This is a genomic window from Pantoea sp. AS142 (genome assembly GCF_037152305.1).
Classification (GTDB): Bacteria; Pseudomonadota; Gammaproteobacteria; order Enterobacterales; family Enterobacteriaceae; genus Pantoea.
On record NZ_JBBCMO010000001.1, the window covers coordinates 279,217 to 305,831 of the forward strand.

The window sequence follows — 26,615 nt, forward strand, 5'->3', positions numbered from 1 at the left end:
TGAATGTCGATCTATGCTCATTCTCATTTGCGTCTCATTATAGAACCGAAGCGATGAAATGAAAACCAGAGGGCGTGCCTGAATCATCATGGGCTATAGGGATGGGTCACCGGGCCGGGGAAGATTCTGGCAGATGTCTGTTAGTCCATCGCTTAGTCTTGCCGCCTGAGAAATAAGCGGAAGATCGATGCGGGTATTCTACAGATTAAACGGAGAAAGTTAAAAAAATGTGGCTATTATTTCTATAGGAATTTCCATTGCCTCAATGTGAGCTGGCGCTCACATTGGGTCGGGTAGGATCAGGCTTCGATGATCTCTTTCAGCTGCAGTTCATCAAAAATTTGCTTAACCCACAGTTCTACTCGCTGGCTGGTCAGTTCAGGCTGGCGATCTTCGTCAATGGCCAGACCCAGGAAGTGGGTATCATCGGCCAGACCTTTTGAGGCCTCAAAATGGTAGCCTTCAGTCGGCCAGTGTCCCACAATCACGGCGCCGTGCGGCTCGATGATGTCGCGGATAGTGCCCATCGCATCACAGAAGTACTCTGCGTAATCTTCCTGGTCGCCGCAGCCAAACAGCGCAACCAGTTTGCCGTTAAAATCGATCTCTTCCAGCGTCGGGAAAAAGTCATCCCAGTCGCACTGCGCTTCACCGTAGTACCAGGTCGGAATACCCAACAGCAGGATATCAAACGCTTCCAGATCTTCTTTTGTACTTTTCGCGATGTCATGCACTTCTGCAACGTCTTTACCCAGCTGTTTCTGGATCATTTTTGCAATGTTTTCGGTGTTGCCGGTATCGCTGCCAAAGAAGATGCCTACGAGTGCCATGAGTAAAATAACCTCTTAAATCCTGATGATATGATGTGTGCCGCAGCACAATTCAGCGAATAATAGCAGACGAGACAAACCCGCGGAACGGTTAAAGCCTCGACATTTGCTCCTGCGTGCGATTTGCCCGCATTAATCCAGTTTGAGCTGCGCCAGTAGTATCTGTTCAATCAGTTCGCTACGGCTAAGATTGCGCTGTTCTGCCAGCGTATTGAGTGCATCGACGGCTTCACTGTTCATTTTCAGTTCGACACGACGAAGTCCGCGTCCTTTGTCACGTTTCAGTTGATTGCGCTTGTTAATGCGCAGTTGTTCATCACGCGAAAGCGGACTGGTTTTGGGTCGACCAGGACGGCGCTCATCAGCAAAGAGATCGAGCGTCGTGCGGTCAGTCTGTTCTTTTGCCATGGCTTAGTAAAACTGAATGGGGGCGGGCGCCAGACACTCACCGCGCAGATTATAAATTATTGGCCATTGCCGCAGCAAAACTGACCCGCGGCAAAATTTTAGCGCGCCATCATACTTCACGCTTACTCCGGACGCCAATCCTAAACTTTTGCCGCCATCTATTTGCTTTTAAAGCGCAAAGAAGCGTCGGACAGTGCGCAAAACGGCATCGGGTTTCTCTGCATGAACCCAATGTCCTGCGCCACCAATCACATGCGCCTGAGCGGCCGGAAATTGCTGCAGCAAGGCATCACGATAACGGTTATCCAGGTAACTGGAATCGCCGCCGCGAATAAACAGTGCCGGATGATCCCACGCAGGAACCGGCTGCCAGCCAGAAATCGTGGTGTAGTTGTCCCACAGCACCGGTACGTTGAAGCGCCACTCACCCTCCTGAAATGATTTCAGCAGGAACTGGATTACCCCTTCTTCTTCGATCACCGTGCGCATAATGCGGGCCGCCTCGCTGCGAGATGAGACACCCGCATCGGTTACGGCACGAATGCCAGAAAATATCTGGTCATGGCGGCGGGTCTGGTAATCCACCGGGGCGATATCAATCATCACCAGTCGCTCAATGCGTTCCGGCACCAGCGCGCTCATGGTCATGGCGATTTTACCGCCCATCGAGTGACCAATCACTGCGACGCGATCAATGCCATGTGCATCCAGCGTATCGACCATATCCTGCGCCATTACAGCGTAGTTCATCGCGTCAGATTGTGGTGAGAGTCCGTGGTTGCGGACATCGACCTGCATTAGGGGGCCGGCATCTTTCAGCCCGCGCGCCAGCACGCCAAGGTTATCGAGACTGCCAAACAGACCGTGGATGAGCAGGATGGGCAGAGAATCAGCAGGGGATTGTTCAGTTTGCAGACGGGCGTTCAAAATCATAGCAAAGTTCTTAAGTTTGAGACCTGAGCTTAGGTTATCATGGTTTCACCTTTTCAGGCGCGCCGGTTCCGGCGGCATTAGGACATATTCTGACTTTTGCCCGTAAACCGTTTGATTGCTAACAACCCGCCTGAATTTAACTTTATAATCCTGATGTTAGAACCCGCACACCCTTTGAATTGACTGACTATACTCAGAGCTTTTTAGGGAACATGTGGTTCTGCCATGAGAAAGAACCGTACGGAATAAGATGAAAACGATCGAAGTTGATGAAGAGCTCTACCGTTATATTGCCAGCCACACGCAACACATTGGTGAAAGTGCATCTGATATTCTGCGTCGTATGCTGAAGTTTACGGCCGGTCAGACTGCACCCGCTTCGCCTGCACAGTCATCATCAAAAGATGCAGCGAAAGAGGCCCAGTCAGCGTCTGTGGGTTCGCGCCCGCAGGATCGTGTACGCGCGGTGCGTGAGCTGCTGCTTTCCGATGAATATGCGGAGCAGAAGCGGGCGGTGAATCGCTTTATGCTTGTCTTGTCAACGCTCTATCGTCTTGATACCGCAGCCTTTGCTGAGGCTACTGCATCTCTGCAGGGCCGCACCCGCGTCTATTTTGCAGGTGATGAGCATACGCTGTTGCAGAATGGCACCCATACTAAGCCGAAGCATGTGCCCGGCACGCCGTACTGGGTGATCACCAACACCAATACTGGTCGTAAATGCAGCATGGTCGAACATATCATGCTCTCGATGCAGTTCCCTGCGGAACTGACCGAGAAAGTTTGCGGCACCATTTAAAACTTTAGCGTCAGGGAGCAGCGCCAATGGCCAATCACCCACGTGCCGGGCAACCCGCCCAGCAGAGCGATTTGATTAACGTTGCACAATTAACGTCACAATATTATGTCCTGCAGCCCGATGTGGCGAACCCGGAACATGCGGTGAAATTTGGTACTTCTGGCCATCGCGGCAGTGCAGGGCGTCAAAGCTTCAACGAGATGCACATTCTGGCGATCGCTCAGGCGATTGCTGAAGAGCGTAAAAAGAATGGGATCACCGGGCCTTGCTACGTTGGTAAAGACACCCATGCGCTGTCTGAACCGGCCATCCTGTCGGTACTGGAAGTGCTGGCGGCGAACGGTGTTGATGTGATCGTGCAGCAGGACAATGGCTATACGCCGACACCTGCAATCTCGAATGCGATTCTTGAGCACAACAAAGCGGGTGGCCCGCTGGCTGACGGCATCGTGATTACGCCGTCGCACAACCCACCGGAAGATGGCGGCATAAAGTACAACCCACCTAACGGCGGACCTGCAGATACCAACGTCACCAAAGTGGTGGAAGATCGCGCTAATCAGCTGATCAAAGAGGGGCTGAAAGAGGTGAAACGCCTGCCGCTGGAACAGGCTCTGGCGAGCGGTCATGTGGTCGAGAAAGATCTGATCCAGCCTTATGTTGAAGGTCTGGCGGAGATTATCGACTTTCCGGCGATTCAAAAAGCGGGCCTGAAGCTGGGTGTTGATCCACTGGGTGGTTCCGGTATTGCTTACTGGCAGCGTATTGCTGAGCACTACAAGCTGGATCTGACGCTGGTAAATGATGCGGTCGATCAAACCTTCCGCTTTATGCACCTGGATAAAGATGGTGTGGTGCGCATGGACTGCTCGTCTGAAAGCGCAATGGCAGGCCTGCTGGCCTACCGTGACAAGTTCGATCTGGCGTTTGGCAACGATCCTGATTATGACCGTCACGGCATTGTGACCCCGGCAGGTCTGATGAATCCCAACCACTATCTGGCGGTGGCGATCAACTATCTGTTCCAGCACCGTCCACAGTGGGGCCAGGATGTTGCCGTGGGTAAAACCCTGGTCTCCAGCGCCATGATTGACCGTGTGGTCAACGACATTGGTCGCAAGCTGGTGGAAGTGCCGGTTGGTTTCAAATGGTTCGTTGATGGTCTGTATGACGGCAGCTTCGGTTTCGGCGGCGAAGAGAGCGCTGGTGCCTCATTCCTGCGTTTCGATGGTACGCCGTGGTCAACGGACAAAGATGGCATCATCATGTGTCTGCTGGCGGCTGAAATTACTGCTGTGACCGGTAAAAATCCGCAGCAGCACTATGACGAGCTGGCTGAGCGCTTTGGCGCACCAAGCTACAACCGTCTGCAGGCGTCAGCCACTTCAGCGCAGAAAGCCGTGCTGTCGAAGCTGTCACCAGAAATGGTCAGTGCAGATACCCTGGCGGGTGATCCTATCACCGCGCGTCTGACGGCAGCGCCAGGCAATGGTGCATCGATCGGCGGTCTGAAAGTGATGACGGACAATGGCTGGTTTGCTGCCCGTCCGTCAGGCACCGAAGATGCCTACAAAATTTACTGTGAAAGTTTCCTCGGCGCAGAACACCGCGCGCAGATTGAGAAAGAAGCCGTAGAGATTGTCAGCGAAGTGCTGAAAAACGCCTGATAAGTCTGGCAGAGAAAAGGCGCCTCTGGCGCCTTTTTTTATGGCATAAAACGGTAGCCGATCCCGGTTTCGGTTAGCAGATGGGCCGGTTGTGTCGGATTCGCTTCCAGCTTCTGGCGCAGATGGCCCATATAGATGCGCAGATAGTGGCTGTGCTCCACTGCATTGGGTCCCCATACCTGGCTCAGCAGCTGCCGCTGCGTCAGCACTTTGCCAGCGTTGTTAAGCAGAATACTCAACAGACGAAATTCAATCGGGGTGAGGTGAATCTCGCTGCCGCCGCGCTGTACCCGTCGTGCGGCGAAATCGACGCTGACATCGGCAAAATGAATTCTGGCGTCGGGCTGCTGGCCGTTATGACGTCGTAGTGCAACCCGGACGCGCGCCAGCAGTTCGCCGATGCCGAACGGTTTAGTCAGATAGTCATCCGCCCCTGCGTCCAGTGCGGCGATCTTATCCAGCTCATCGCTGCGTGCCGACAGCACAATCACCGGCATAGCACTCCACTGGCGCAGGTCACGGATAAAATCAGTGCCATCCCCATCCGGCAGGCCAAGATCGAGGATGACTAAATCGGGTTTGCGGGTCGCCGCTTCAATCAGTCCGCGCTGCAAAGTATCGGCATCAAACACTCTAAGGGCTTCATTTTCCAGCGCCAGCCGGACAAAGCGGCGAATCTCTTTTTCATCTTCAACGAGCAAAACCGTAGTCACGCAATACCTGCTTTGAGTGAGGGCCGAAGCGCTACTTTATCAATATTTTATGCTGCCGTCCGCGGGCTTCGGCTGTTGGGTTTCTCAACTCTCGCGTCACCTTACTGTTACTTCCCTGTAACTTAGTTACAGGTTGATTCTTAAACAATAAAAATAGCGGCAAATAAGTGGTCAGATGAGTAGTAAAATGACACAACCTGGCGTAAAGTCAGACACAGATCACATTTACTGGCTTTCATTTTACCGGGAGGAGAACCATGTATCAGGCTTATCCACGTTACAAAATTGTCGCGCGACGTACGCTGGTGGTTCTTATCGGCGTACTGGCGCTTCCCGTCATGCTGTTTCGACAGGATCGGGCACGTTTCTATAGCTATCTGCACCGCGTGTGGTGCAAAACCAGCGCCAAACCGGTGTGGCTGGCGCAGTCTGAAGCCGGTGGTGGGGCGTTCTGGTAATTTGCCCTGCCGCAGAACAGGCCTGGTCAACAGACCGGGCTTTTTTGCGTTTTTTCTGAGGATAAGCGGTACGGAACCGCGTTTTAACGCTTTATTCCTGACCATTTTGCGCTACACTTAAACCTCTACAAGATTTTAGAGGTTGTACAAGTATGAGCAAAAAAATCCCCGTTGGAATCAGTGCATGCCTGCTTGGCGATAGCGTCAGGTTTGATGGTGGACATAAGCGTCTTACTTTTGCGACCGACGATCTCACCCCATTTGTCCGTTTTGAGCCTGTCTGCCCGGAAATGGCGATTGGCCTGCCAACGCCGCGTCCGGCACTACGTCTGGTAAAGCAGGGTGATGATGAGCTGCATCTTTGCTTCAGCAAAGATGGCGGCGAAGAGGTTACTGCACAGATGCGTGACTGGTCTGCTGAGCGGGTTAAATCGTTGCATCATCTCTCCGGCTATATCCTGTGCGCCAAATCACCCAGCTGTGGCATGGAACGGGTTCGGGTCTACGAATCTGACAACAACAACAATCGCAAAGTGGGTACCGGTATTTTTGCTGAATTCCTGCAGCGCGAAATGCCCTGGCTGCCGCTGGAAGAAGATGGTCGTTTGCATGATCCCGCCCTGCGTGAGAACTTTATCGGCCGCATCTGTGCGCTGCATGAGTTTAATCAGATGTGGGAAAACGGGTTGACCCGTCAGGGGCTGATCGCCTTCCACAGTCGCTACAAATTGATGATGCTGGCACATTCGCAGGAGAAATACCGCGAACTGGGACCGTTTGTCGCCTCCATGAGCGAGTGGGAGTCGCTGGACGCCTTTGCCTTTGAGTACCGCAATCGCGTGATGGCGCTGATGTCACGACCCGCCTCGCGTCGTAACCATACCAACGTGCTGATGCATGTGCAGGGTTACTTCCGCCGCCAGCTGAGTTCACCTCAGCGTCAGGAGCTGGCAACGCTGATTGACCGCTATCGTCAGGGCACACAACCCCTGCTGGTGCCGATTACCATTCTTAAGCACTACATGGCGGAGTTCCCGCATCCATGGCTGGCACAGCAACGTTATTTCGATCCCTATCCCGAAGCCTTGTGCTTACGCTACGGGCAGTAAATCAGGAGGCGTATGACCACCCATCTGGTCTGGCTGCGTAACGATTTACGCATTAACGACAATCTGGCGCTTCATGCCGCCTGCCGCGACAGCGATGCAAAAGTGAGTGCGGTCTATTTTGCCACGCCAGAACAGTGGCAACAGCATGATATGTCACCAAAGCAGGCGGCGTTTATCCACGCCAGCCTGTTGCAGGTGCAGAGTGCGCTGGCGGAGCGAGGCATTGAGCTTCACTATCTGGCGTGTCAGACCTTCAGCGACAGTATTGATGCGCTGGAGCAGTTCTGCGCGAAGCACCAGGTCGATCAGCTTTTTTACAATTACCAGTATGAAATTAATGAGCGCCAGCGCGATGCGGAAGCTGAAAAGCGTCTCGATGAAGCGGGCGTAATCTGTCAGGGCTTTGATGACAGCCTGTTGCTGCCGCCCGGCAGTGTGCAAAGCGGCGATCGCTCGATGTATAAGGTGTTCACTCCATTCAGCAAGGCCTTTGTCCGTCGGTTGCAGCAGGGGCTGCCGGAGTGCGTGCCTGCACCGAAAGCGCGCGAAAGCGCACCGTTGAAAACGGCCCCGATTCCTGCCTTTGACTATCCGATTGAAGCATTTGATCAGGATCTGTTTCCGGCAGGCGAAGCGGCCGCGCTGAAGCGGTTACGCCATTTTGCCACGCAGCCGATCATGGATTATCCCGCTAAACGCGACCTTCCGGCGCTGGATGCCACCAGTCGTCTGTCGGTTTATCTGGCGACCGGCGTGCTGTCGCCACGTCAGTGCCTGCATCGCGTGTTGCATGAACATCCCAATGCGCTGGAAAACAGCCGGGCGTTTACCTGGCTGAATGAGCTGATCTGGCGCGAGTTCTACCGTCATCTGCTGGTTGCTTACCCAGCGCTGTGTCGGCACAAACCGTTTATCGACTGGACGCGTAACGTTGAATGGCAGCATAACAACGCGCATTTCGACGCCTGGAAAGCGGGTAAAACCGGCTATCCCATTGTCGATGCTGCGATGCGTCAGATGAAGGCGCTGGGTTGGATGCACAACCGCTTACGGATGATTACTGCTAGTTTTCTGGTCAAAGACCTACTGATCGACTGGCGCGAAGGCGAACGCTACTTTATGCAGCAGCTTATTGATGGTGACCTGGCCGCGAACAATGGCGGCTGGCAGTGGGCGGCTTCAACCGGCACGGACGCAGCACCCTATTTTCGCATCTTCAACCCGACCACGCAGGGTGAGCGCTTCGATGAGCAGGGCGAATTTATCCGTCACTATCTGCCGGAACTGGCCGACGTCCCTGACAGCGATATTCACCAGCCGCACCTCTGGGCGGAGAGGCATCACAAGAAACTCGATTATCCGGTACCAATCGTGGATCATAAGACGGCACGTAAAAAGACATTAGACGCCTTTGAGCGCGCCAAAAGCGCAGCCTGAGGCCTCGAAGGAGCCTGAATGAACCATTACGAATTAGAGACGCTGATTAATCAGTATCTCGACAGCCATAGCTTCAGCGATTATGCCCCCAACGGTTTGCAGGTTGAGGGACGCAGCGAGATCAAAACGGTTATTACCGGCGTCACCGCCTGTCAGGCGTTGCTGGATGAGGCGGTGGCACGTCAGGCCGATGCGATAATCGTCCATCATGGCTATTTCTGGAAAAGTGAACCGGCCGCGATTAAAGGCATGAAGCGCCGCCGTCTGCGTACCCTTCTGGCCAACGATATCAATCTCTATGGCTGGCACCTGCCGCTCGACGCGCATCCCGAATCAGGCAACAACGCCCAACTGGCGAAACTGCTGGATATTGAAGTGCGCGGCGAAGTGATGCCGCTGGTGTTCTGGGGTGAGCTGGCTGAGCCTATCTCCGGCGAACAGCTGGCCCGCCGAATCGGTGACCGACTGAAACGTGAACCGTTGCATTGTGGTGAAAACGCGCCCGCGCTGATTCGTCGTATCGCCTGGTGCAGCGGGGGCGGGCAGGGCTTTATCGACCAGGCGGCTGCCGCAGGCGTTGATGCCTATATCACGGGTGAAGTCTCTGAGCAGACCATTCACAGCGCGCGCGAGCAGGGACTGCATTTCTTTGCCGCAGGCCATCACGCCACCGAACGCGGCGGCGTAAAAGCGCTGGGCGACTGGCTGGCACAGCACCATAATCTTGATGTGACCTTCATCGATATTCCCAACCCTGCCTGATCCCCTCCGTTGTCCTGCGCGTCTGCGCAGGACCTAAATCTGTTGACACATCCCTGTCACTTTCGCATAACTGTTTGCTTTAAGTCGATAAGCAATGGGCAGGTCCGGGAAGGCCGGCCAGGCGCGATCTCAACTGAGCGGGAGGTAGCTGTTGCAACGAGCACGGTGTTATTTATTGGGTGAACGCGCTGTCGTGCTGGAACTGGAACCGCCGGTCTCCCTGAAGAGCCAGCAACGTATTTGGGGGCTGAACCAGCGGCTGCAGTCGTATGCCAGCGTGCTGGAGGTGATTCCCGGCATGAACAACATCACCCTGATCCTGCGTGATCCTCAGCAGAGCGCGCTGGACGCGATAGAGCGGCTTCAGCGCTGGTGGGAAGAGAGTGAAGCGCAGTTGCCAGAGTCGCGTCAGATAGAGATCCCGGTGATCTACGGCGGCGAGTCTGGCCCCGATCTGGCGGGGGTGGCAGAACATGCCGCGCTGATGCCTCGTCAGGTGGTTGAGCTGCATAGCAGCAGCGACTATGTCGTGTTCTTTATCGGCTTCCAGCCCGGTTTCCCCTATCTTGGCGGATTGGAGCCGCGCCTGCACACGCCGCGTCGCGCAGAACCCAGGGTTAGCGTGCCAGCCGGTTCGGTTGGCATCGGCGGCAGCCAGACCGGTGTTTATCCGCTCGCATCGCCTGGCGGCTGGCAGCTGATCGGCCAGACGCGCACCGCGTTGTTTGATCCGCTGCAGCAACCGCCCGTGCTGCTCCGGCCCGGTGACAGAGTCCGCTTTGTGCCGCAACAGGAGGGCGTATGTTGAACATTCTGCGAGCCGGGCTGGCTGCCTCTATTCAGGATGCTGGCCGCTACGGCTGGCGCCAGTATGGTATCAGTCCTGGCGGGGTGCTGGATCAGCCCGCCATGTTCACTGCCAACGTGCTGGTAGGCAATGCTCCTGACAGCGCCGTGCTTGAGATGGTTCTCGGCCAGTTCAAAGCAGAATTTACCCGCGATGGCTGGTTTGCGCTGACCGGCGCAGGTTGTCAGGCGGAGCTTGACGGTCAACCGGTATGGACTGGCTGGCGCACGCCCGTAAAACGGGGACAGGTCCTGTCGCTGGCGATGCCGCAGCGCGGCATGCGCAGCTATCTGGCGGTACAGGGCGGTTTCGACATCCCGGCGGTGCTCGGCTCTGCCAGCACCGATCTTAAAGCAAAATTTGGCGGATTCCAGGGGCGCGCTTTACAGGATGGCGATCAAATCCCGCTGGGTAAACCGACTCGCACGTTCGATCGCAAAGTCGGGGTGCGGCAGTTGCTGTGGGGGAACCGCATTCGCGCATTACCTGGCCCGGAGTATCACGAGTTCAGCCGCGAAGCGCAGCAGGCGCTCTGGCGCACCGCATGGAAACTCAGCCCGCAAAGTAACCGGATGGGATACCGACTGGAGGGACGTGAGCTTAAGCGTGAGCGCCCACGCGAATTGCTGTCGCACGGCGTGCTGCCAGGTGTGATTCAGGTACCGCCGAATGGACAGCCCATCGTGCTGATGGCAGATGCCCAGACCACCGGCGGCTATCCGCGCATCGCCTCGGTTATCGAAGCCGATCTCTACCACCTGGCGCAAATCCGTTTGGGTGAACCGATTCACTTTATTCACTGCACCCTGCCGGACGCGATGATGGCTCGTCAGCATCAGCAACGCGCACTGGATCAGATGATGTGGGGACTCAATGAAAATTGATTTAAACGCTGACCTGGGCGAGGGCTGTGCCAGCGATCAGGCGCTGCTTCAACTGGTAAGTTCCGCCAACATTGCCTGTGGCTTTCACGCAGGTGATGCGCAGACTATGCTGCAGTCGGTACGCTGGGCACAGGCATATGGCGTCGCGATGGGTGCGCATCCAGCCTTTCCCGATCGGGATAACTTTGGCCGCAGCCCCATGAAGCTGCCGCCGGAAACGGTCTACGCCCAGATGATCTATCAGATTGGCGCGCTGAAAAGCCTGGCAGAAAGCGAAGGTGCGCGACTGGTTCACGTCAAACCCCACGGCATGCTCTATAACCAGGCCGCAACGGACCCGGTGCTGTCTGACGCCATTGCCCGCGCTATCCGGGCAGTTGACAGCCAGCTGATTGTGGTGGGACTGGCTAACAGCGAATCGATCCGTGCTGCAGCACACTATGGCTTACGCACGCGGGAGGAAGTGTTTGCTGACCGTGGTTATCAAAGCAGCGGTGCGCTGGTGCCGCGCAGCGAACCGGGCGCACTGATTGAAGATGAACATCTTGCTATCAGTCAGACGCTGACGATGGTGCAGCAGGGCAAAGTCAAAAGTATCAGTGGAGAATGGATTGTGGTGAATGCACAGACCGTCTGCTTACATGGCGACGGCGCGCACGCCCTGCAATTTGCACAGCGGTTGCGTGATGCGTTTGCCGATCAGCAGATTCGTGTCACCAGCAACTGAATAACCACATTTAGCCCGGCGTATGCCGGGTTTTTCAACTCTGAGGGAAATCCATGGATAGTGCAGTAAATCTCTGGCCATTGCTGGGCATCGCCGCCATCGTCGTCGGCTTCCTGTTACGGTTCAATCCGGTGCTGGTGGTCATTGTCGCTGGATTCGTAACCGGTCTGGCCGCAATGATGCCGCTGGCGGACATTCTGGAAAAGCTCGGGGCGGGTTTTCTGAACACCCGTAACCTGCCGTTGATTCTGCTGCTGCCGCTGGCGGTCATTGGTCTGCTGGAGCGTCACGGACTGAAAGAGCGGGCGCAGGCATGGATTGCACAGATCAAAACGGCAACAGCCGGACGCCTGCTGATTGTCTACCTGTTGGTGCGCGAAATGACCGCCGCGCTGGGGTTAACCAGTCTCGGCGGACATCCACAGATGGTACGTCCGCTGCTGGCACCGATGGCGGAAGGGGCAACTGAAAACCGCTATGGCGAGATCTCACCTGAGCTGCGCCATCGGTTGCGCGCGATGTCAGCGGCGACCGATAACGTTGGCCTCTTCTTCGGTGAGGATATCTTCGTGGCATTTGGCGCGATTATCTTTATGCATAACTTTATGCAGGCGTCGGCCGGGATTCAGACTGAACCGCTGCACATTGCCTTATGGGGCATTCCGACCGCCATTGCCGCGTTCCTGATCCATTCTGCGCGTCTGGTGCGCCTGGACCGTCAACTGGCGCGTGAGCTACAGCTGCTGAACAGTCAGGCGCTGAAAGCCAAAGGAGGCGAGTCATGTTCCAGCAACAGTATCTGATGTGGCTGGCGGGCATTATTCTGCTGGTGGTGGCAATTCTCTCCTGGCGTGACAGCGCGAATCCACGTCGATTTACCACCGGGCTGTTCTGGGCCTTATATGGCCTGGTTTTCCTGGTCGGTGACTGGACGTCGCAACTGATGAGTGCCTGGCGGGGATCGGCCGCGGACGGGACCCGTATGCTGCACATCGGCATCGGTGTGATTGTGGTGGTGATGGCGCTGATTGCGGGTTTTGGCGGTGTCCGGCTGGGGCGCTATCATCAGCGCAGCGATGAAGAGAAACAGGCCAGTGCGTTGCGTCTGCGCAATAAACTGTTTCTGCCTGCGCTGGCGATTCCGGTTGTGACCGTGGTCGGTGTGCTGGCGTTTAATCATATTCCCGGTTTACAGGATGCGGTGTTCGGTCCCGGTAATCACGCCACGCTGGTCACACTTTTTTCAATGATGGTAGGTTGCATAATTGGCTGGCTGGTGGCATTAAAACTAACCCATGAAAAAGCGGTGCAGTCGATGCAGGAGACCCGCCGCCTGCTGGATTCGATTGGCTGGGCCTTTATCCTGCCGCAGATCCTCGCCACCCTGGGACTGCTGTTTACCAGCGCCGGCGTGGGCAATGCCATTGCGCACCTGACGGAAACCTGGCTGGCGGTAGATAGTCGCTTTGTCGCGGTAACGGTCTATGCCGTCGGGATGGCGCTGTTAACGATGATCATGGGCAACGCCTTTGCGGCGTTTCCGATTATCACCGCAGGCGTCGGCATTCCGATTCTGGTATTGCAGCACGGCGGAAACCCAGCGGTGATGGCGGCGATTGGCATGTTCTCCGGCTACTGCGGCACGCTGATGACGCCGATGGCGGCCAACTTCAATATTGTCCCGGCGGCGCTGCTGGAACTGCCCGATCGGAACGCGGTGATCAAGGCTCAGATTCCGACCGGTGTGCTACTGTTAATCGTTAACATTTTCCTGCTCTATTTCCTGATGTTTCTGTGAGGCCGCATGAAAACTGTCCTGATGACCGCCTTTGAACCTTTTGGCGGGGAAACGATTAACCCTTCATGGGAAGCGGTGCGCGCGCTGGAAGGCAAAGAGATTAGCGGGGCGACAATCGTGATCCGCCGGTTGCCGGTGGTCTTCAGTCAGGTACTCACTGTGCTGAATCAGGCTCTGGCAGAGGTCAAACCGGATGCGGTGCTGTCTGTAGGGCAGGCGGGTGGCCGCAGCGACATTACTGTTGAACGCATCGGTATTAATGTCGATGACGCCCGTATCCCTGACAACACCGGTTACCAGCCGGTGGATGAGCCGATTGTGGCAGGCGGCCCGGCAGCCTATTTCTCCCGTTTGCCAATCAAAGCGATTGTGGCGGCGGTGCGCGAGGCGGGTATACCTGCATCTGTCTCGCAAACCGCAGGCACCTTTACCTGTAACCGGGTGATGTATGGCCTGCTGCACTGGCTTGAGCAGCATCAAAGTCCAGCGCGGGGCGGTTTTATCCATATTCCCTATCTGCCTGAACAGGCGGCGCAGCACCCCGGCGCGCCGAGCATGGCGGTGGAGACCATTATTCAGGCGCTGGAGATTGCGGTAAAGGTCACGCTGGAGACCGGCGACGATATTAAACAGGTTGGCGGTGCCACCCATTAAAAGGATGAACGATGCCTGAAGGACCGGAAATTCGCCGCGTGGCGGATAAACTTGAAGCCGCTATTGTAGGTCAGCCTTTAACGGAGGCATGGTTCGCGTTTCCTCAGCTCAAAACCTACGAACCTTCACTGATTGGTGAGCAAGTACAGGCGATTGAAACGCGGGGCAAAGCGCTGCTGACTCATTTCAGCAATGGCCTGACACTGTACAGTCATAATCAGCTTTATGGTGTCTGGCGCATTGTGAAACCCGATACCGAACTGAATACCACGCGTCAGTTGCGGGTGCGGCTGGCAACGGCAGGCAAAGCGATTCTGCTCTACAGCGCCTCAGAGATTGAACTGCTTAACGCGGATACGCTGGCGGCGCATCCGTTTCTTACCCGCATCGGACCGGATGTGCTGAACAGCGCGCTGACAGTAGAGGAGGTGAAAGATCGGCTGCTTTCACCCCGTTTCCGGCGGAGACAGTTCAGTGGTCTGCTGCTGGACCAGGCTTTTCTGGCCGGACTGGGAAACTACCTGCGTGCCGAAATTCTCTGGCTGGCACAGTTGCTGCCGCAGCACCGGGCGCAGACGCTCAGTGAAGATCAGCTGACTGCATTCAGTGAGGCGCTGCTCTCGGTACCGCGTCATGCCTACCGTATGCGTGGAACCATGAAGAAATATCATGAGGAAGCGGCATTTCAGTTTGAAGTATTTCATCGCCAAGGCAGGAAATGCAGACGCTGTGGCACGATGATTGAAAAGGGGACGCTCTCATCACGGCCTTTTTACTGGTGTCCAGGTTGCCAGAGATAGAAAGGGGATAAAGGCAAAAGCGTGTGAGGGCAGACACAGGTTGCTGTGAGACCGAGCCTGCTCAGATAACACGGTCAGATCGGAAAGACGCGAAGGCCGACATCCCTGTCATGCTCGGCCCTCGCCATCCATGGCGCGGGACGCTTTCCTCTTCTGACCGTGTTATCTGCGCGTTGGATTTAATCGTTGCGGCCAGATTAACTCCTATGCAGGCTTCTCAACGGGCTCAGCGGAGATCTCTCTCCGCTATCAACCGAATCTTACTTTTTCAGCTGTGAGCTAAACTCGCGCTCGGTATAACCGGTGTAAAGCTGACGCGGACGGGCAATCTTCATGCCTTCATCATGCATCTCTTTCCAGTGTGCAATCCAGCCAACCGTACGGGCCATTGCGAAGATCACCGTAAACATGGAGGATGGAATACCCATTGCTTTGAGAATAATCCCTGAGTAGAAATCCACGTTTGGATAGAGTTTGCGCTCGATAAAGTAAGGATCGTTCAGCGCAATGTGCTCCAGCTCCATCGCCACTTCCAGCAGGTCGTCCTTCATACCCAGCTCATTCAGGACTTCATGGCAGGTATCGCGCATCACGGTCGCGCGAGGATCGTAGTTTTTATAAACGCGATGACCAAAGCCCATCAGACGGAATGAGTCATTTTTGTCCTTGGCGCGTTTAACAAATTCCGGAATGTGCTCAACGGTGCTGATCTCTTCCAGCATACGCAGCGTCGCTTCATTCGCACCGCCGTGCGCCGGTCCCCACAGGGAGGCGATCCCGGCGGCGATACAGGCAAACGGATTCGCGCCGCTTGAACCCGCAGTACGTACGGTCGAGGTTGAGGCATTCTGCTCATGGTCAGCATGCAAAATCAGGATGCGGTCCATGGCGCGTTCCAGCACAGGATTCACTTTGTACTCTTCGCACGGTGTCGCGAACATCATGTGCAGGAAGTTACCCGCATAAGAGAGGTCGTTGCGCGGATAGACAAACGGCTGGCCGATAGAATATTTGTAACACATCGCTGCCATGGTCGGCATTTTAGAGAGCAAACGGAATGCCGCGATTTCGCGGTGGCGCTCAATGTTTACATCCAGCGAATCATGGTAAAACGCAGCCAGTGCGCCAGTGACGCCGCACATTACTGCCATCGGATGAGAGTCACGACGGAAACCGTGGAACAGGCGGGTGATCTGCTCATGAATCATAGTGTGGCGGGTAACCGTCGTGCGGAACTCATCAAACTGTTTCTGGTCTGGCGCTTCGCCGTTAAGCAGGATGTAACAGACTTCCAGATAGTTAGAGTGGGTCGCCAGCTCAGAGATAGGGAAACCACGGTGCAGCAGAATACCTTCATCACCATCAATAAAGGTGATTTTAGATTCGCAGGACGCTGTAGAAGTAAAACCGGGATCGAAGGTGAACAGGCCACTTGAACCCAGAGCGCGGACATCAACCACATCCTGGCCCAGCGTGCCTTTCAGCACGTCCAGTTCAATAGATGTTCCATCTTGTAGAGTTAGCGTTACTTTTTTATCTGTCATTTTCGTCTCCATAGCGCCTTATGTAGGTAAGGATCTTTAGACACCTGAAACGCGTTCATGTTGCGGTTGGCAAAACTACACAGTATCACTCTGCGGGGATAAAGCCGGTGCAGGGTACAGAGTGAGCGGCGCGTTCCTGGCGGGAACCGGTGAGCCATGGACATGCTGCATATCGCGGTTGTTAAAGATCCGTTCAGGACATAACTTCTTGGTAACCAATAACCTGATGCTTTTTAAAAGCTCTTTATCGCAATGTTACATAACTTGCGCTTAGGTGAAAGTGTATCCCCATAACTTTTGTGCATCATAGGAATTTCCAGGCTTAGTTTGTAACTGAATTGTTGAACTATTGTCAAATCAGATAATTAAATTTGTATCAATTGTGAAAATCGTGAGTAGGATCACTGTTCCACCTAAAATATACCAAAGAGTTTGTAGGGGAATTGTAATCAGAATGTGATCCTTCTATACTCCAGGCAGGTCTCCGGAACACCCTGACACCAGGAGCCACCCAGCGTTTACTACCGCGTCAATTAACACTGGATGTTGCTTTTTTGGTGACGGTTAAGTCTGCCACGCGTTGTGATTAGACTCCGCCTCAGGTCCGGAGGAAGCAAAATAAAAAAGAGCTGTGTGGGCAAAACCGTGAAAAAACAAAGACCTGTCAACTTGGATCTCTCGACGATCCGGTTTCCCGTTACTGCAATATCGTCCATTCTTCACCGTGTCTCCGGCGTAATCACATTAGTTGCTATTGGCATCCTGCTGTGGCTGCTCGGTCTTTCTCTCTCTTCTCCTGAAGGTTTCCAGCACGCTGCGTCCATCATGGATGGCTTCTTCGCGAAGTTCATTATGTGGGGCATTTTAACGGCGCTGGCCTATCACGCGGTGAGCGGGATTCGTCATATGTTGATGGATTTTGGTTATCTGGCTGAAACGCTGCAGGTTGGTAAGCGTTCTGCTCATATGACTTTTGTGATCACTGTCGTGCTGGCAATTCTGGCGGGAGTCCTCGTATGGTAAGCAATGCATCCGCTTTGGGTCGCAACGGCATTCAGGACTGGCTGCTGCTGCGGGCAACTGCAATTCTCATTACGCTCTACATTGTCTACATCCTCGGTTTCGTGGTGATGACAGACACGCTGACTTATGATCTTTGGCGTGGCTTTTTCGCTTCCGCATTCACCAAAGTGTTCACACTGCTGACGCTGTTCTCCATTTTGATCCACGGCTGGATTGGCATGTGGCAGGTGTTAACAGACTACGTCAAATCACTGCCAGCCCGCTTGCTGTTGCAATTTGTGATTGTCGTGGCGTTGTTGTGGTATGCGATTTATGGATTTGTTGTGGTGTGGGGTGTGTAAATGAGTTTGCCAATCAGAGAGTTTGATGCCGTGGTGATCGGCGCAGGTGGCGCAGGAATGCGGGCCGCACTGCAAATCTCCCAGGCCGGCCAGAGCTGCGCCCTGTTATCTAAAGTTTTCCCGACCCGTTCCCACACCGTATCTGCGCAGGGCGGTATTACCGTTGCGCTGGGTAATACCCATGAAGATAACTGGGAATGGCATATGTACGACACCGTCAAAGGTTCCGACTATATCGGCGACCAGGATGCGATTGAATATATGTGCAAAACCGGCCCGGAGGCGATTCTTGAGCTGGAGCATATGGGCCTGCCTTTCTCGCGTCTGGATGATGGTCGCGTTTATCAGCGTCCGTTTGGGGGCCAGTCGAAGAATTTCGGTGGTGAGCAGGCGGCACGTACGGCGGCTGCGGCTGACCGTACCGGTCACGCGTTGCTGCATACCCTTTATCAGCAGAACCTGAAAAACAAAACTACCATCTTTTCTGAGTGGTATGCGCTGGATCTGGTGAAAAACGCCGATGGCGCGGTAGTGGGTTGTACGGCTATCTGCATCGAGACCGGCGAAACGGTCTATTTCAAAGCGAAGGCAACCATTCTGGCTACTGGCGGCGCGGGCCGTATTTACCAGTCCACGACCAATGCACACATCAATACTGGCGACGGCGTGGGTATGGCACTGCGTGCGGGCGTACCGGTGCAGGATATGGAAATGTGGCAGTTCCACCCAACCGGTATCGCGGGTGCGGGGGTGCTGGTCACGGAGGGCTGCCGTGGTGAAGGTGGCTATCTGCTGAATAAACATGGCGAACGCTTCATGGAGCGTTATGCGCCGAACGCTAAAGATCTGGCGGGCCGTGACGTGGTTGCGCGCTCGATGATGATTGAAATCCGTGAAGGCCGCGGCTGTGACGGCCCATGGGGTCCACATCTCAAGCTGAAACTGGATCACCTGGGTAAAGAGGTGCTTGAGTCACGTCTGCCAGGCATCCTTGAATTGTCACGCACCTTTGCTCACGCCGATCCGGTGAAAGAGCCGATTCCGGTGATCCCAACCTGTCACTATATGATGGGCGGTATTCCGACCAAAGTGACCGGCCAGGCACTGCGCGTGAATGAGCAGGGCGAAGATGTGGTGATCCCAGGCCTGTTCGCTGTCGGCGAAATTGCCTGTGTATCGGTCCATGGTGCTAACCGTCTGGGCGGTAACTCACTGCTCGACCTGGTGGTCTTTGGCCGTGCTGCGGGTCTGCATCTGCTGGAAAGTATTCAGGAGCAGGGCGAACTGCGTGATGCCACAGAAGATGAGATCGCCGTGGCGATGGCGCGCTTCAACCGCTGGGAAAACAACACCACCGGTGAAGATCCGGTTGAGATTCGTAAAGCGCTGCAACGCTGCATGCAGAATAACTTCTCTGTATTCCGCGAAGGCGATGCGATGGCACAAGGTCTGGAAGAGCTGAAAGAGATTCGCCAGCGCCTGAAGTCAGCGCGTCTGGATGACCGCTCGCCTGATTTCAACACGCAACGTATTGAGTGCCTGGAGCTGGACAACCTGATGGAGACGGCCTTTGCCACGGCGGTGGCGGCTAACTACCGTACCGAGAGCCGCGGTGCGCATAGTCGCTTCGACTTCCCGGATCGTGATGATGAAAACTGGCTGTGCCACAGCCTTTATGTCCCGGAAACCGAAAGCATGACGCGCCGTGAGGTGAACATGCAGCCGAAACTGCGCGCGGCCTTCCCGCCGAAAGTGCGTACCTACTAATTTCGGAGACGATCATGAGACTTGAGTTTTCAATTTATCGCTACAATCCGGATGTTGATGACAAGCCGCGCATGCAGGATTACACCCTGGAATCGGAAGATGGTCGCGACATGATGCTGCTGGATGCGCTGATTCGCCTGAAAGAGAAAGATCCGACTCTGGCGTTTCGTCGCTCCTGCCGTGAAGGTGTCTGCGGCTCCGATGGCCTCAACATGAACGGTAAGAACGGACTGGCCTGCATTACGCCCGTCTCGGCACTGGGCAACGGCAAACAGAAAATTGTTATCCGACCATTGCCTGGCTTACCGGTTGTGCGTGATCTGGTCGTAGACATGAGCCAGTTTTATGCACAGTATGAGAAAATTAAGCCTTTCCTGTTGAATAATGGGGAAAATCCGCCAGCTCGTGAGCATTTGCAGTCGCCGGACGAGCGCGAACACCTGGATGGCCTGTACGAATGTATTCTTTGTGCCTGCTGCTCAACCTCATGCCCATCATTCTGGTGGAATCCTGAGAAATTTATTGGTCCTGCCGGCCTGCTGGCCGCATACCGCTTCCTGATTGACAGCCGCGATACCGAAACCGATGCGCGCCTCGACAATCTGAATGATGCTTTCAGCGTATTCCGCTGCCATAGCATCATGAACTGTGTGAGCGTATGCCCGAAGGGGCTGAACCCGACGCGCGCCATCGGCCATATCAAGTCGATGCTGCTGCAGCGCGGCGCATAATGAGTCTTTGCCGGGAACCTCAGGTTCCCGGTGTTTTACGGAAGCCTTTGTAAGCGCGGTGATTACCACGTTTACAAAGGTTCCCTTACGGGCCACGCGCGCTGCGCAAAGTGCTCGTATCGCTGAACTCACTACGGCAAACCGCGAAAGCGGCAACAAATGAAACCTCAAAAAAGCATAGCAATGCTTAAGGGATCACAATGCAGAACAGCGCGATGAAGCCCTGGCTGGACTCTTCCTGGCTGGCCGGCGCGAATCAGTCTTACATAGAGCAGCTCTATGAGGATTTCCTGACCGATCCTGACTCTGTCGATGCAGTGTGGCGCTCGATGTTCCAACAGTTACCGGGCACCGGAATGAAACCTGAGCAGTTTCACTCCACCACACGTGAGTATTTCCGTCGCCTGGCGAAAGATGCATCTCGTTACACCTCATCTGTCTCCGATCCGGAAACCAACTCTAAGCAAGTAAAAGTGCTGCAGCTGATAAACGCGTTTCGTTTCCGCGGACATCAGCACGCAAATCTTGATCCCCTCGGCCTGTGGAAACAGGACCGGGTAGCCGATCTCGATCCCGCTTTTCACGATTTGACCGAGGCCGATTTTCAGGAAAGCTTTAACGTTGGCTCTTTTGCCATCGGCAAAGAGACTATGAAGCTGGCCGAATTGTTCGGGGCGCTGACGCAGACTTACTGTGGCTCGATTGGCGCAGAATATATGCACATCAACAACACCGATGAGAAACGCTGGATTCAACAGCGTCTTGAGTCGGTCGCGGGCCGTGCATCCTTCAGCAATGAAGAGAAAAAAGGTTTCCTGAAAGAGCTGACCGCGGCAGAAGGGCTGGAAAAATATCTCGGCGCGAAATTCCCGGGCGCCAAACGTTTCTCGCTGGAAGGCGGCGATGCGCTGGTCCCGATGCTACGCGAAATGATCCGTCATGCCGGTAAGAGCGGTACCCGTGAAGTTGTACTGGGTATGGCACACCGTGGCCGTCTCAACGTGCTGATCAACGTGCTGGGCAAAAAGCCACAGGATCTGTTCGACGAGTTCGCCGGTAAGCATAAAGAACATCTTGGCACCGGTGACGTGAAGTACCATATGGGCTTCTCCTCTGACGTGGACACCGAAGGCGGCCTGGTTCACCTGGCGCTGGCGTTTAACCCGTCGCATCTGGAAATTGTCAGCCCGGTGGTCATGGGGTCTGTTCGCGCCCGTCTTGACCGCCTGGATGAGCCCGCCAGCAACAAAGTATTACCGATCACTATTCATGGTGATGCAGCCGTGATTGGCCAGGGCGTGGTACAGGAAACCCTGAACATGTCGCAGGCACGCGGTTATGAAGTGGGGGGTACCGTTCGCATCGTGATCAATAACCAGGTGGGCTTTACCACCTCCAACCCGAAAGATGCGCGTTCTACTCCTTATTGCACCGATATCGGCAAAATGGTGCTGGCGCCGATTTTCCACGTCAATGCTGACGATCCGGAAGCGGTCGCCTTTGTGACCCGTCTGGCGCTTGATTATCGCAACACCTTTAAGCGTGATGTATTTATCGATCTGGTCTGCTATCGCCGTCATGGTCATAACGAAGCGGATGAGCCAAGTGCGACCCAGCCGCTGATGTACCAGAAAATTAAAAAACATCCGACGCCGCGCAAAATCTATGCCGACCGTCTGGAAGGTGAAGCCGTTGCCACGCAGGAAGATGCGACCGAAATGGTCAATCTTTACCGTGATGCGCTGGATGCGGGCGAATGTGTGGTGCCGGAATGGCGTCCAATGAGCCTGCACTCCTTTACCTGGTCGCCTTACCTGAATCATGAGTGGGATGAGCCTTATCCGGCTCAGGTCGACATGAAACGTCTGAAGGAGCTGGCGCTGCGTATCAGCCAGGTCCCTGAAGAGGTGGAAGTACAGTCGCGTGTTGCCAAAATCTACAACGATCGTCGACTGATGGCAGAAGGCGAGAAAGCCTTTGACTGGGGCGGCGCGGAAAACCTGGCGTACGCCACGCTGGTTGATGAAGGTATTCCGGTGCGCCTGTCGGGGGAAGATACCGGTCGCGGAACCTTCTTCCACCGTCACGCTGTGGTGCATAACCAGGCGAACGGCTCAACCTATACCCCTCTGCACCATGTGCACAGTGGTCAGGGCCAGTTCAAAGTGTGGGACTCCGTGCTGTCAGAAGAGGCAGTACTGGCCTTTGAATATGGTTATGCCACCGCAGAGCCGCGTATCCTGACCATCTGGGAAGCACAGTTCGGTGACTTCGCCAACGGCGCACAGGTTGTTATTGACCAGTTCATCAGCTCCGGTGAGCAGAAATGGGGCCGGATGTGTGGCCTGGTCATGCTGCTGCCGCACGGTTATGAAGGTCAGGGGCCAGAGCACTCCTCTGCGCGTCTGGAGCGTTACCTGCAACTCTGCGCTGAGCAGAATATGCAGGTCTGCGTGCCTTCTACCCCAGCGCAGGTTTACCATATGCTGCGTCGTCAGGCACTGCGTGGGATGCGTCGTCCGCTGATTGTGATGTCGCCGAAATCACTGTTGCGTCATCCGCTGGCAATCTCCACGCTGGATGAACTGGCTAACGGCAGTTTCCAGCCGGCGATTGGCGAAATCGACGATCTTGATCCGCAGGGTGTTAAACGCGTCGTGCTCTGTTCCGGTAAAGTCTATTACGACCTGCTGGATCAGCGTCGTAAAAATGAGCAGACCGATGTGGCTATCGTGCGCGTCGAGCAACTCTATCCGTTCCCGCATCACGCGGTTCAGGAAGCCTTAAAACCGTATTCTCACGTGCAGGATTTCGTCTGGTGCCAGGAAGAGCCGCTGAATCAGGGTGCCTGGTATTGCAGCCAGCATCATTTCCGTGAAGTTGTGCCGTTTGGTGCCACCTTACGTTATGCAGGCCGCCCGGCATCCGCCTCTCCGGCCGTGGGATACATGTCCGTACACCAACAACAGCAGCAAGACCTGGTTAATGACGCGCTGAACGTTAATTAATTAAAAGGAAAGATAATGAGTAGCGTAGATATTCTCGTTCCCGACCTGCCTGAATCGGTTGCCGATGCCTCTGTGGCAACCTGGCACAAAAAACCAGGCGATGCCGTCACTCGCGATGAAGTTCTGGTCGAAATCGAAACCGACAAAGTGGTGCTGGAAGTGCCAGCTTCCGCTGACGGTATCCTGGAAGCGGTTCTGGAAGAGGAGGGCGCCACCGTCACTTCCCGCCAGATCCTTGGTCGTCTGAAAGAAGGCAACAGCGCCGGTAAAGAGAGCAGCGCGAAGTCTGAAAGCAAAGAGTCCACCCCGGCTCAGCGTCAGACTGCGTCACTGGAAGAAGAGAGCAATGATGCGCTCAGCCCGGCTATTCGCCGTCTGATTGCTGAGCACAATCTTGATGCCTCGCAGATCAAAGGCAGCGGTGTCGGCGGACGTCTGACCCGTGAAGATGTCGAAAAACATCTGGCGAATAAACCGCAGGCTGCTAATAAAGTCGCCGCGCCAGCTGCTGATACGGCCACCGCGCAGCAGTCAGTAGCTAACCGCAGCGAGAAACGCGTGCCGATGACCCGTCTGCGCAAGCGTGTTGCCGAGCGTCTGCTGGAAGCGAAGAACAGCACTGCGATGCTGACCACTTTCAACGAAATCAACATGAAGCCGATCATGGATCTGCGCAAGCAGTATGGTGAGGCGTTCGAGAAGCGTCACGGTGTGCGCCTGGGCTTTATGTCCTTCTACATCAAAGCGGTTGTTGAAGCACTGAAACGCTATCCAGAAGTGAATGCTTCCATTGATGGTGAAGACGTGGTGTACCACAACTACTTCGACGTCAGCATTGCTGTCTCCACGCCACGTGGTCTGGTCACACCGGTCCTGCGTGACGTTGATGCGCTGAGCATGGCGGACATCGAGAAGAAAATCAAAGAGCTGGCAGTGAAAGGTCGTGACGGTAAGCTGACGGTTGACGATCTGACCGGCGGTAACTTCACCATTACCAACGGCGGCGTCTTTGGTTCACTGATGTCTACCCCGATAATTAATCCACCGCAGAGCGCCATCCTGGGCATGCACGCCATCAAAGATCGCCCGATGGCGGTTAATGGTCAGGTTGTGGTACTGCCGATGATGTATCTGGCACTCTCCTACGACCACCGTCTTATCGATGGCCGTGAATCAGTTGGTTATCTGGTTGCAGTGAAAGAGATGCTGGAAGATCCGGCGCGCCTGCTGCTGGATGTCTGATTTTCACCGGGCGCGCTTTACCGTGCGCCCACCCTCATTACTCTTTTCAGACCTGAATGGATAGAACATCATGAACTTACACGAATACCAGGCGAAACAACTTTTTGCACGGTATGGCATGCCGGCACCAACGGGTTACGCCTGTACTACACCACGTGAAGCGGAAGAAGCAGCCTCTAAAATTGGCGCTGGCCCGTGGGTAGTTAAATGTCAGGTTCATGCCGGTGGCCGCGGTAAAGCGGGCGGTGTGAAAGTGGTTAACAGCAAAGAAGAGATTCGTGCTTTTGCTGAAAACTGGCTCGGCAAACGCCTGGTGACCTATCAGACAGATGCAAATGGCCAGCCGGTAAACCAGATTCTGGTTGAAGCGGCGACCGATATCGATCAGGAGCTCTATCTGGGCGCGGTGGTCGATCGCGCAACGCGTCGCGTTATTTTCATGGCCTCCACTGAAGGCGGCGTGGAAATTGAAAAGGTCGCGGAAGAGACCCCGCACCTGATCCACAAAATGGCACTGGATCCGCTGACCGGCCCGCAGCCTTATCAGGGCCGTGAGCTGGCATTCAAACTTGGACTGACCGGCAAGCTGGTTGGCCAGTTCACGAAGATCTTCATGGGTCTGGCGACACTGTTCCTGGAGCGTGATCTGGCGATGGTTGAGATCAACCCGCTGGTTATCACCAAACAAGGCGACTTGATCTGCCTGGATGGCAAACTGGGTGCTGATGGCAATGCCCTGTTCCGCCAGCCAGAGCTGCGCGAAATGCGCGATCCAAGCCAGGAAGATCCGCGTGAAGCCCATGCGACACAGTGGGAACTGAACTATGTTGCGCTGGAAGGCAACATCGGTTGTATGGTTAACGGCGCGGGCCTGGCGATGGGCACTATGGACATCGTTAAACACCACGGCGGTCAACCAGCGAACTTTCTTGATGTCGGCGGCGGCGCAACTAAAGAGCGCGTGACCGAAGCCTTCAAAATCATCCTGTCTGACGATGCGGTTAAAGCCGTATTCGTTAACATCTTCGGCGGTATCGTACGTTGTGACCTGATCGCTGACGGCATCATCGGCGCAGTCGCTGAAGTGGGTGTGAACGTGCCAGTCGTGGTACGTCTGGAAGGTAACAACGCCGAGCTGGGCGCCCAGAAACTGGCGGACAGCGGTCTGAACATCATTGCAGCAACCAGCCTGACAGACGCCGCACAGCGTGTTGTTGCTGCCGCGGAGGGTAAATAATGTCCATTCTTATCGACAAAAACACCAAAGTCATTTGCCAGGGTTTCACCGGTGGCCAGGGGACTTTCCATTCTGAGCAGGCGCTGGCATACGGCACTCAACTGGTTGGCGGCGTAACGCCAGGCAAAGGCGGCACTACTCACCTCGGCCTGCCGGTGTTCAACACCGTGCGCGAAGCGGTAGAAGCCACAGGCGCGACCGCCACCGTAATCTACGTTCCGGCACCTTTCTGCAAAGATGGCATTCTGGAAGCGATCGAAGCGGGTATTAAACTGATCATCACCATCACCGAAGGTATCCCGACGCTGGATATGCTGACTGTGAAAGTGAAGCTGGATGAAGCAGGCGTACGGATGATCGGTCCAAACTGCCCAGGCGTGATCACCCCAGGCGAATGTAAGATCGGCATCATGCCGGGCCACATTCATCAGCCGGGCCGCGTGGGTATCGTTTCTCGTTCAGGTACTCTGACCTATGAAGCGGTTAAGCAGACCACCGATATTGGCTATGGCCAGTCAACCTGTGTGGGGATTGGCGGCGACCCGATCCCTGGCTCTAACTTCATCGACATCCTGAAAATGTTCCAGGATGATCCACAGACAGAAGCGATCGTGATGATCGGCGAAATCGGTGGTAGCGCAGAAGAAGAAGCCGCAGCTTTCATTAAAGAGCACGTCACTAAGCCGGTTGTGGGCTACATTGCTGGCGTTACTGCGCCGAAAGGCAAGCGTATGGGCCACGCTGGCGCGATCATTGCTGGTGGTAAAGGCACAGCAGATGAGAAATTTGCTGCGCTGGAAGCGGCAGGCGTGAAAACCGTTCGCAGCCTGGCCGACATCGGTGACGCGGTGAAAGCCGTATTACCGGCAAAATAAGTCACTGCCATCTGAGACTAA

26 protein-coding genes are annotated in these 26,615 nt (G+C 55.1%); 21 read left to right on the forward strand and 5 right to left on the reverse strand.

Annotation, left to right across the window (positions count from 1 at the left end):
• Positions 1 to 299: 299 nt before the first annotated feature.
• The 3 genes from fldA to ybfF all read right to left on the reverse strand — a co-directional run bounded on the left by fldA (position 300) and on the right by ybfF (position 2,171).
• A complete protein-coding gene (fldA, locus tag WFO64_RS01440) occupies positions 300 to 830 on the reverse strand; it encodes a flavodoxin FldA (RefSeq protein ID WP_337008325.1) in 531 nt (176 codons plus the stop codon).
• A gap of 132 nt (positions 831 to 962) precedes the next feature.
• A complete protein-coding gene (gene ybfE, locus WFO64_RS01445) occupies positions 963 to 1,238 on the reverse strand; it encodes a LexA regulated protein (protein WP_337008327.1) in 276 nt (91 codons plus the stop codon).
• Between the two features lie 168 nt (positions 1,239 to 1,406).
• A complete protein-coding gene (ybfF, locus tag WFO64_RS01450; protein ID WP_337008329.1) occupies positions 1,407 to 2,171 on the reverse strand; it encodes an esterase in 765 nt (254 codons plus the stop codon).
• A 250-nt stretch (positions 2,172 to 2,421) separates the two neighbouring features.
• Between ybfF and seqA the strand changes: the two genes are divergently transcribed.
• Positions 2,422 to 2,970 (forward strand): replication initiation negative regulator SeqA, encoded by a 549-nt coding sequence (seqA, locus tag WFO64_RS01455; RefSeq protein ID WP_337008330.1) that lies wholly within the window; start codon positions 2,422 to 2,424, stop codon positions 2,968 to 2,970.
• A gap of 26 nt (positions 2,971 to 2,996) precedes the next feature.
• Positions 2,997 to 4,637: a phosphoglucomutase (alpha-D-glucose-1,6-bisphosphate-dependent) gene (gene pgm / locus WFO64_RS01460; protein ID WP_337008332.1), complete on the forward strand. Its 1,641-nt coding sequence runs from the start codon at positions 2,997 to 2,999 to the stop codon at positions 4,635 to 4,637.
• A 38-nt stretch (positions 4,638 to 4,675) separates the two neighbouring features.
• On the opposite strand, the gene kdpE is transcribed toward pgm, so the two are convergent.
• A complete protein-coding gene (gene kdpE / locus WFO64_RS01465; protein WP_337008335.1) occupies positions 4,676 to 5,350 on the reverse strand; it encodes a two-component system response regulator KdpE in 675 nt (224 codons plus the stop codon).
• Between the two features lie 257 nt (positions 5,351 to 5,607).
• Between kdpE and WFO64_RS01470 the strand changes: the two genes are divergently transcribed.
• From WFO64_RS01470 to nei, 11 genes are all read left to right on the forward strand, one after another.
• Positions 5,608 to 5,808: a YbfA family protein gene (locus tag WFO64_RS01470; protein ID WP_337008337.1), complete on the forward strand. Its 201-nt coding sequence runs from the start codon at positions 5,608 to 5,610 to the stop codon at positions 5,806 to 5,808.
• Positions 5,809 to 5,960: 152 nt separating this feature from the next.
• The gene (locus tag WFO64_RS01475; protein ID WP_337008339.1) at positions 5,961 to 6,917 is read left to right on the forward strand and encodes a YbgA family protein; all 957 of its coding nucleotides are present in this window, start codon (positions 5,961 to 5,963) and stop codon (positions 6,915 to 6,917) included.
• Between the two features lie 12 nt (positions 6,918 to 6,929).
• Positions 6,930 to 8,354, forward strand: coding sequence for a deoxyribodipyrimidine photo-lyase (phrB, locus tag WFO64_RS01480; protein WP_337008341.1), 1,425 nt, complete (start codon positions 6,930 to 6,932; stop codon positions 8,352 to 8,354).
• An 18-nt stretch (positions 8,355 to 8,372) separates the two neighbouring features.
• Positions 8,373 to 9,116 carry a type 2 GTP cyclohydrolase I gene (locus WFO64_RS01485; protein WP_337008343.1) on the forward strand — a complete coding sequence of 248 codons (744 nt, stop codon included), beginning with the start codon at positions 8,373 to 8,375 and terminating at the stop codon, positions 9,114 to 9,116.
• Between the two features lie 151 nt (positions 9,117 to 9,267).
• Positions 9,268 to 9,924, forward strand: coding sequence for a 5-oxoprolinase subunit PxpB (gene pxpB, locus WFO64_RS01490; protein WP_337008344.1), 657 nt, complete (start codon positions 9,268 to 9,270; stop codon positions 9,922 to 9,924).
• Positions 9,918 to 10,847, forward strand: coding sequence for a 5-oxoprolinase subunit PxpC (pxpC, locus tag WFO64_RS01495; protein ID WP_337008345.1), 930 nt, complete (start codon positions 9,918 to 9,920; stop codon positions 10,845 to 10,847). The genes pxpB and pxpC overlap by 7 nt, the downstream gene beginning before the upstream one ends.
• The gene (gene pxpA, locus WFO64_RS01500; RefSeq protein ID WP_337008346.1) at positions 10,837 to 11,574 is read left to right on the forward strand and encodes a 5-oxoprolinase subunit PxpA; all 738 of its coding nucleotides are present in this window, start codon (positions 10,837 to 10,839) and stop codon (positions 11,572 to 11,574) included. The genes pxpC and pxpA overlap by 11 nt, the downstream gene beginning before the upstream one ends.
• Positions 11,575 to 11,627: 53 nt before the next feature.
• Positions 11,628 to 12,377, forward strand: coding sequence for a DUF969 domain-containing protein (locus WFO64_RS01505; protein WP_337008347.1), 750 nt, complete (start codon positions 11,628 to 11,630; stop codon positions 12,375 to 12,377).
• Positions 12,356 to 13,372 carry a DUF979 domain-containing protein gene (locus WFO64_RS01510; RefSeq protein WP_337008349.1) on the forward strand — a complete coding sequence of 339 codons (1,017 nt, stop codon included), beginning with the start codon at positions 12,356 to 12,358 and terminating at the stop codon, positions 13,370 to 13,372. Before WFO64_RS01505 ends, WFO64_RS01510 begins: the two co-directional genes overlap by 22 nt.
• Before the next feature lie 6 nt (positions 13,373 to 13,378).
• Positions 13,379 to 14,026 (forward strand): pyroglutamyl-peptidase I, encoded by a 648-nt coding sequence (gene pcp / locus WFO64_RS01515; protein ID WP_337008351.1) that lies wholly within the window; start codon positions 13,379 to 13,381, stop codon positions 14,024 to 14,026.
• A gap of 11 nt (positions 14,027 to 14,037) precedes the next feature.
• Positions 14,038 to 14,826: an endonuclease VIII gene (nei, locus tag WFO64_RS01520; RefSeq protein ID WP_337008353.1), complete on the forward strand. Its 789-nt coding sequence runs from the start codon at positions 14,038 to 14,040 to the stop codon at positions 14,824 to 14,826.
• 260 nt (positions 14,827 to 15,086) lie between these two features.
• On the opposite strand, the gene WFO64_RS01525 is transcribed toward nei, so the two are convergent.
• A complete protein-coding gene (locus WFO64_RS01525) occupies positions 15,087 to 16,370 on the reverse strand; it encodes a citrate synthase (RefSeq protein WP_337008355.1) in 1,284 nt (427 codons plus the stop codon).
• 633 nt (positions 16,371 to 17,003) lie between these two features.
• On the opposite strand from WFO64_RS01525, the gene sdhC reads away from it, so the two are divergent.
• The 8 genes from sdhC to sucD all read left to right on the forward strand — a co-directional run bounded on the left by sdhC (position 17,004) and on the right by sucD (position 26,594).
• Entirely contained in the window at positions 17,004 to 17,393 is a 390-nt protein-coding gene (sdhC, locus tag WFO64_RS01530; RefSeq protein ID WP_029519433.1) for a succinate dehydrogenase cytochrome b556 subunit, read from the forward strand.
• A complete protein-coding gene (gene sdhD, locus WFO64_RS01535) occupies positions 17,387 to 17,734 on the forward strand; it encodes a succinate dehydrogenase membrane anchor subunit (RefSeq protein ID WP_095707549.1) in 348 nt (115 codons plus the stop codon). Before sdhC ends, sdhD begins: the two co-directional genes overlap by 7 nt.
• On the forward strand, positions 17,735 to 19,501 hold the full coding sequence (gene sdhA / locus WFO64_RS01540; RefSeq protein WP_337008357.1) for a succinate dehydrogenase flavoprotein subunit: 1,767 nt from the start codon (positions 17,735 to 17,737) through the stop codon (positions 19,499 to 19,501). It begins immediately after the preceding gene.
• A 14-nt stretch (positions 19,502 to 19,515) separates the two neighbouring features.
• Positions 19,516 to 20,232, forward strand: coding sequence for a succinate dehydrogenase iron-sulfur subunit (locus WFO64_RS01545; RefSeq protein WP_013357144.1), 717 nt, complete (start codon positions 19,516 to 19,518; stop codon positions 20,230 to 20,232).
• A gap of 200 nt (positions 20,233 to 20,432) precedes the next feature.
• The gene (sucA, locus tag WFO64_RS01550) at positions 20,433 to 23,240 is read left to right on the forward strand and encodes a 2-oxoglutarate dehydrogenase E1 component (RefSeq protein ID WP_337008359.1); all 2,808 of its coding nucleotides are present in this window, start codon (positions 20,433 to 20,435) and stop codon (positions 23,238 to 23,240) included.
• Positions 23,241 to 23,255: 15 nt separating this feature from the next.
• Positions 23,256 to 24,482: a 2-oxoglutarate dehydrogenase complex dihydrolipoyllysine-residue succinyltransferase gene (odhB, locus tag WFO64_RS01555; protein WP_337008360.1), complete on the forward strand. Its 1,227-nt coding sequence runs from the start codon at positions 23,256 to 23,258 to the stop codon at positions 24,480 to 24,482.
• Positions 24,483 to 24,552: 70 nt separating this feature from the next.
• Entirely contained in the window at positions 24,553 to 25,719 is a 1,167-nt protein-coding gene (gene sucC / locus WFO64_RS01560) for an ADP-forming succinate--CoA ligase subunit beta (RefSeq protein WP_003853151.1), read from the forward strand.
• Positions 25,719 to 26,594 carry a succinate--CoA ligase subunit alpha gene (gene sucD / locus WFO64_RS01565; RefSeq protein ID WP_013357147.1) on the forward strand — a complete coding sequence of 292 codons (876 nt, stop codon included), beginning with the start codon at positions 25,719 to 25,721 and terminating at the stop codon, positions 26,592 to 26,594. Before sucC ends, sucD begins: the two co-directional genes overlap by 1 nt.
• Positions 26,595 to 26,615: the final 21 nt, after the last annotated feature.

Coding starts and splice junctions, on each gene's coding strand:
- fldA (WP_337008325.1), bottom strand. CDS start 830: ATGGCACTCGTAGGCATCTTCTTTGGCAGCGATACCGGCAACACCGAA.
- ybfE (WP_337008327.1), bottom strand. CDS start 1,238: ATGGCAAAAGAACAGACTGACCGCACGACGCTCGATCTCTTTGCTGAT.
- ybfF (WP_337008329.1), bottom strand. CDS start 2,171: ATGATTTTGAACGCCCGTCTGCAAACTGAACAATCCCCTGCTGATTCT.
- seqA (WP_337008330.1), top strand. CDS start 2,422: ATGAAAACGATCGAAGTTGATGAAGAGCTCTACCGTTATATTGCCAGC.
- pgm (WP_337008332.1), top strand. CDS start 2,997: ATGGCCAATCACCCACGTGCCGGGCAACCCGCCCAGCAGAGCGATTTG.
- WFO64_RS01470 (WP_337008337.1), top strand. CDS start 5,608: ATGTATCAGGCTTATCCACGTTACAAAATTGTCGCGCGACGTACGCTG.
- WFO64_RS01475 (WP_337008339.1), top strand. CDS start 5,961: ATGAGCAAAAAAATCCCCGTTGGAATCAGTGCATGCCTGCTTGGCGAT.
- phrB (WP_337008341.1), top strand. CDS start 6,930: ATGACCACCCATCTGGTCTGGCTGCGTAACGATTTACGCATTAACGAC.
- WFO64_RS01485 (WP_337008343.1), top strand. CDS start 8,373: ATGAACCATTACGAATTAGAGACGCTGATTAATCAGTATCTCGACAGC.
- pxpC (WP_337008345.1), top strand. CDS start 9,918: ATGTTGAACATTCTGCGAGCCGGGCTGGCTGCCTCTATTCAGGATGCT.
- pxpA (WP_337008346.1), top strand. CDS start 10,837: ATGAAAATTGATTTAAACGCTGACCTGGGCGAGGGCTGTGCCAGCGAT.
- WFO64_RS01505 (WP_337008347.1), top strand. CDS start 11,628: ATGGATAGTGCAGTAAATCTCTGGCCATTGCTGGGCATCGCCGCCATC.
- WFO64_RS01510 (WP_337008349.1), top strand. CDS start 12,356: ATGTTCCAGCAACAGTATCTGATGTGGCTGGCGGGCATTATTCTGCTG.
- pcp (WP_337008351.1), top strand. CDS start 13,379: ATGAAAACTGTCCTGATGACCGCCTTTGAACCTTTTGGCGGGGAAACG.
- nei (WP_337008353.1), top strand. CDS start 14,038: ATGCCTGAAGGACCGGAAATTCGCCGCGTGGCGGATAAACTTGAAGCC.
- WFO64_RS01525 (WP_337008355.1), bottom strand. CDS start 16,370: ATGACAGATAAAAAAGTAACGCTAACTCTACAAGATGGAACATCTATT.
- sdhD (WP_095707549.1), top strand. CDS start 17,387: ATGGTAAGCAATGCATCCGCTTTGGGTCGCAACGGCATTCAGGACTGG.
- sdhA (WP_337008357.1), top strand. CDS start 17,735: ATGAGTTTGCCAATCAGAGAGTTTGATGCCGTGGTGATCGGCGCAGGT.
- WFO64_RS01545 (WP_013357144.1), top strand. CDS start 19,516: ATGAGACTTGAGTTTTCAATTTATCGCTACAATCCGGATGTTGATGAC.
- sucA (WP_337008359.1), top strand. CDS start 20,433: ATGCAGAACAGCGCGATGAAGCCCTGGCTGGACTCTTCCTGGCTGGCC.
- odhB (WP_337008360.1), top strand. CDS start 23,256: ATGAGTAGCGTAGATATTCTCGTTCCCGACCTGCCTGAATCGGTTGCC.
- sucC (WP_003853151.1), top strand. CDS start 24,553: ATGAACTTACACGAATACCAGGCGAAACAACTTTTTGCACGGTATGGC.
- sucD (WP_013357147.1), top strand. CDS start 25,719: ATGTCCATTCTTATCGACAAAAACACCAAAGTCATTTGCCAGGGTTTC.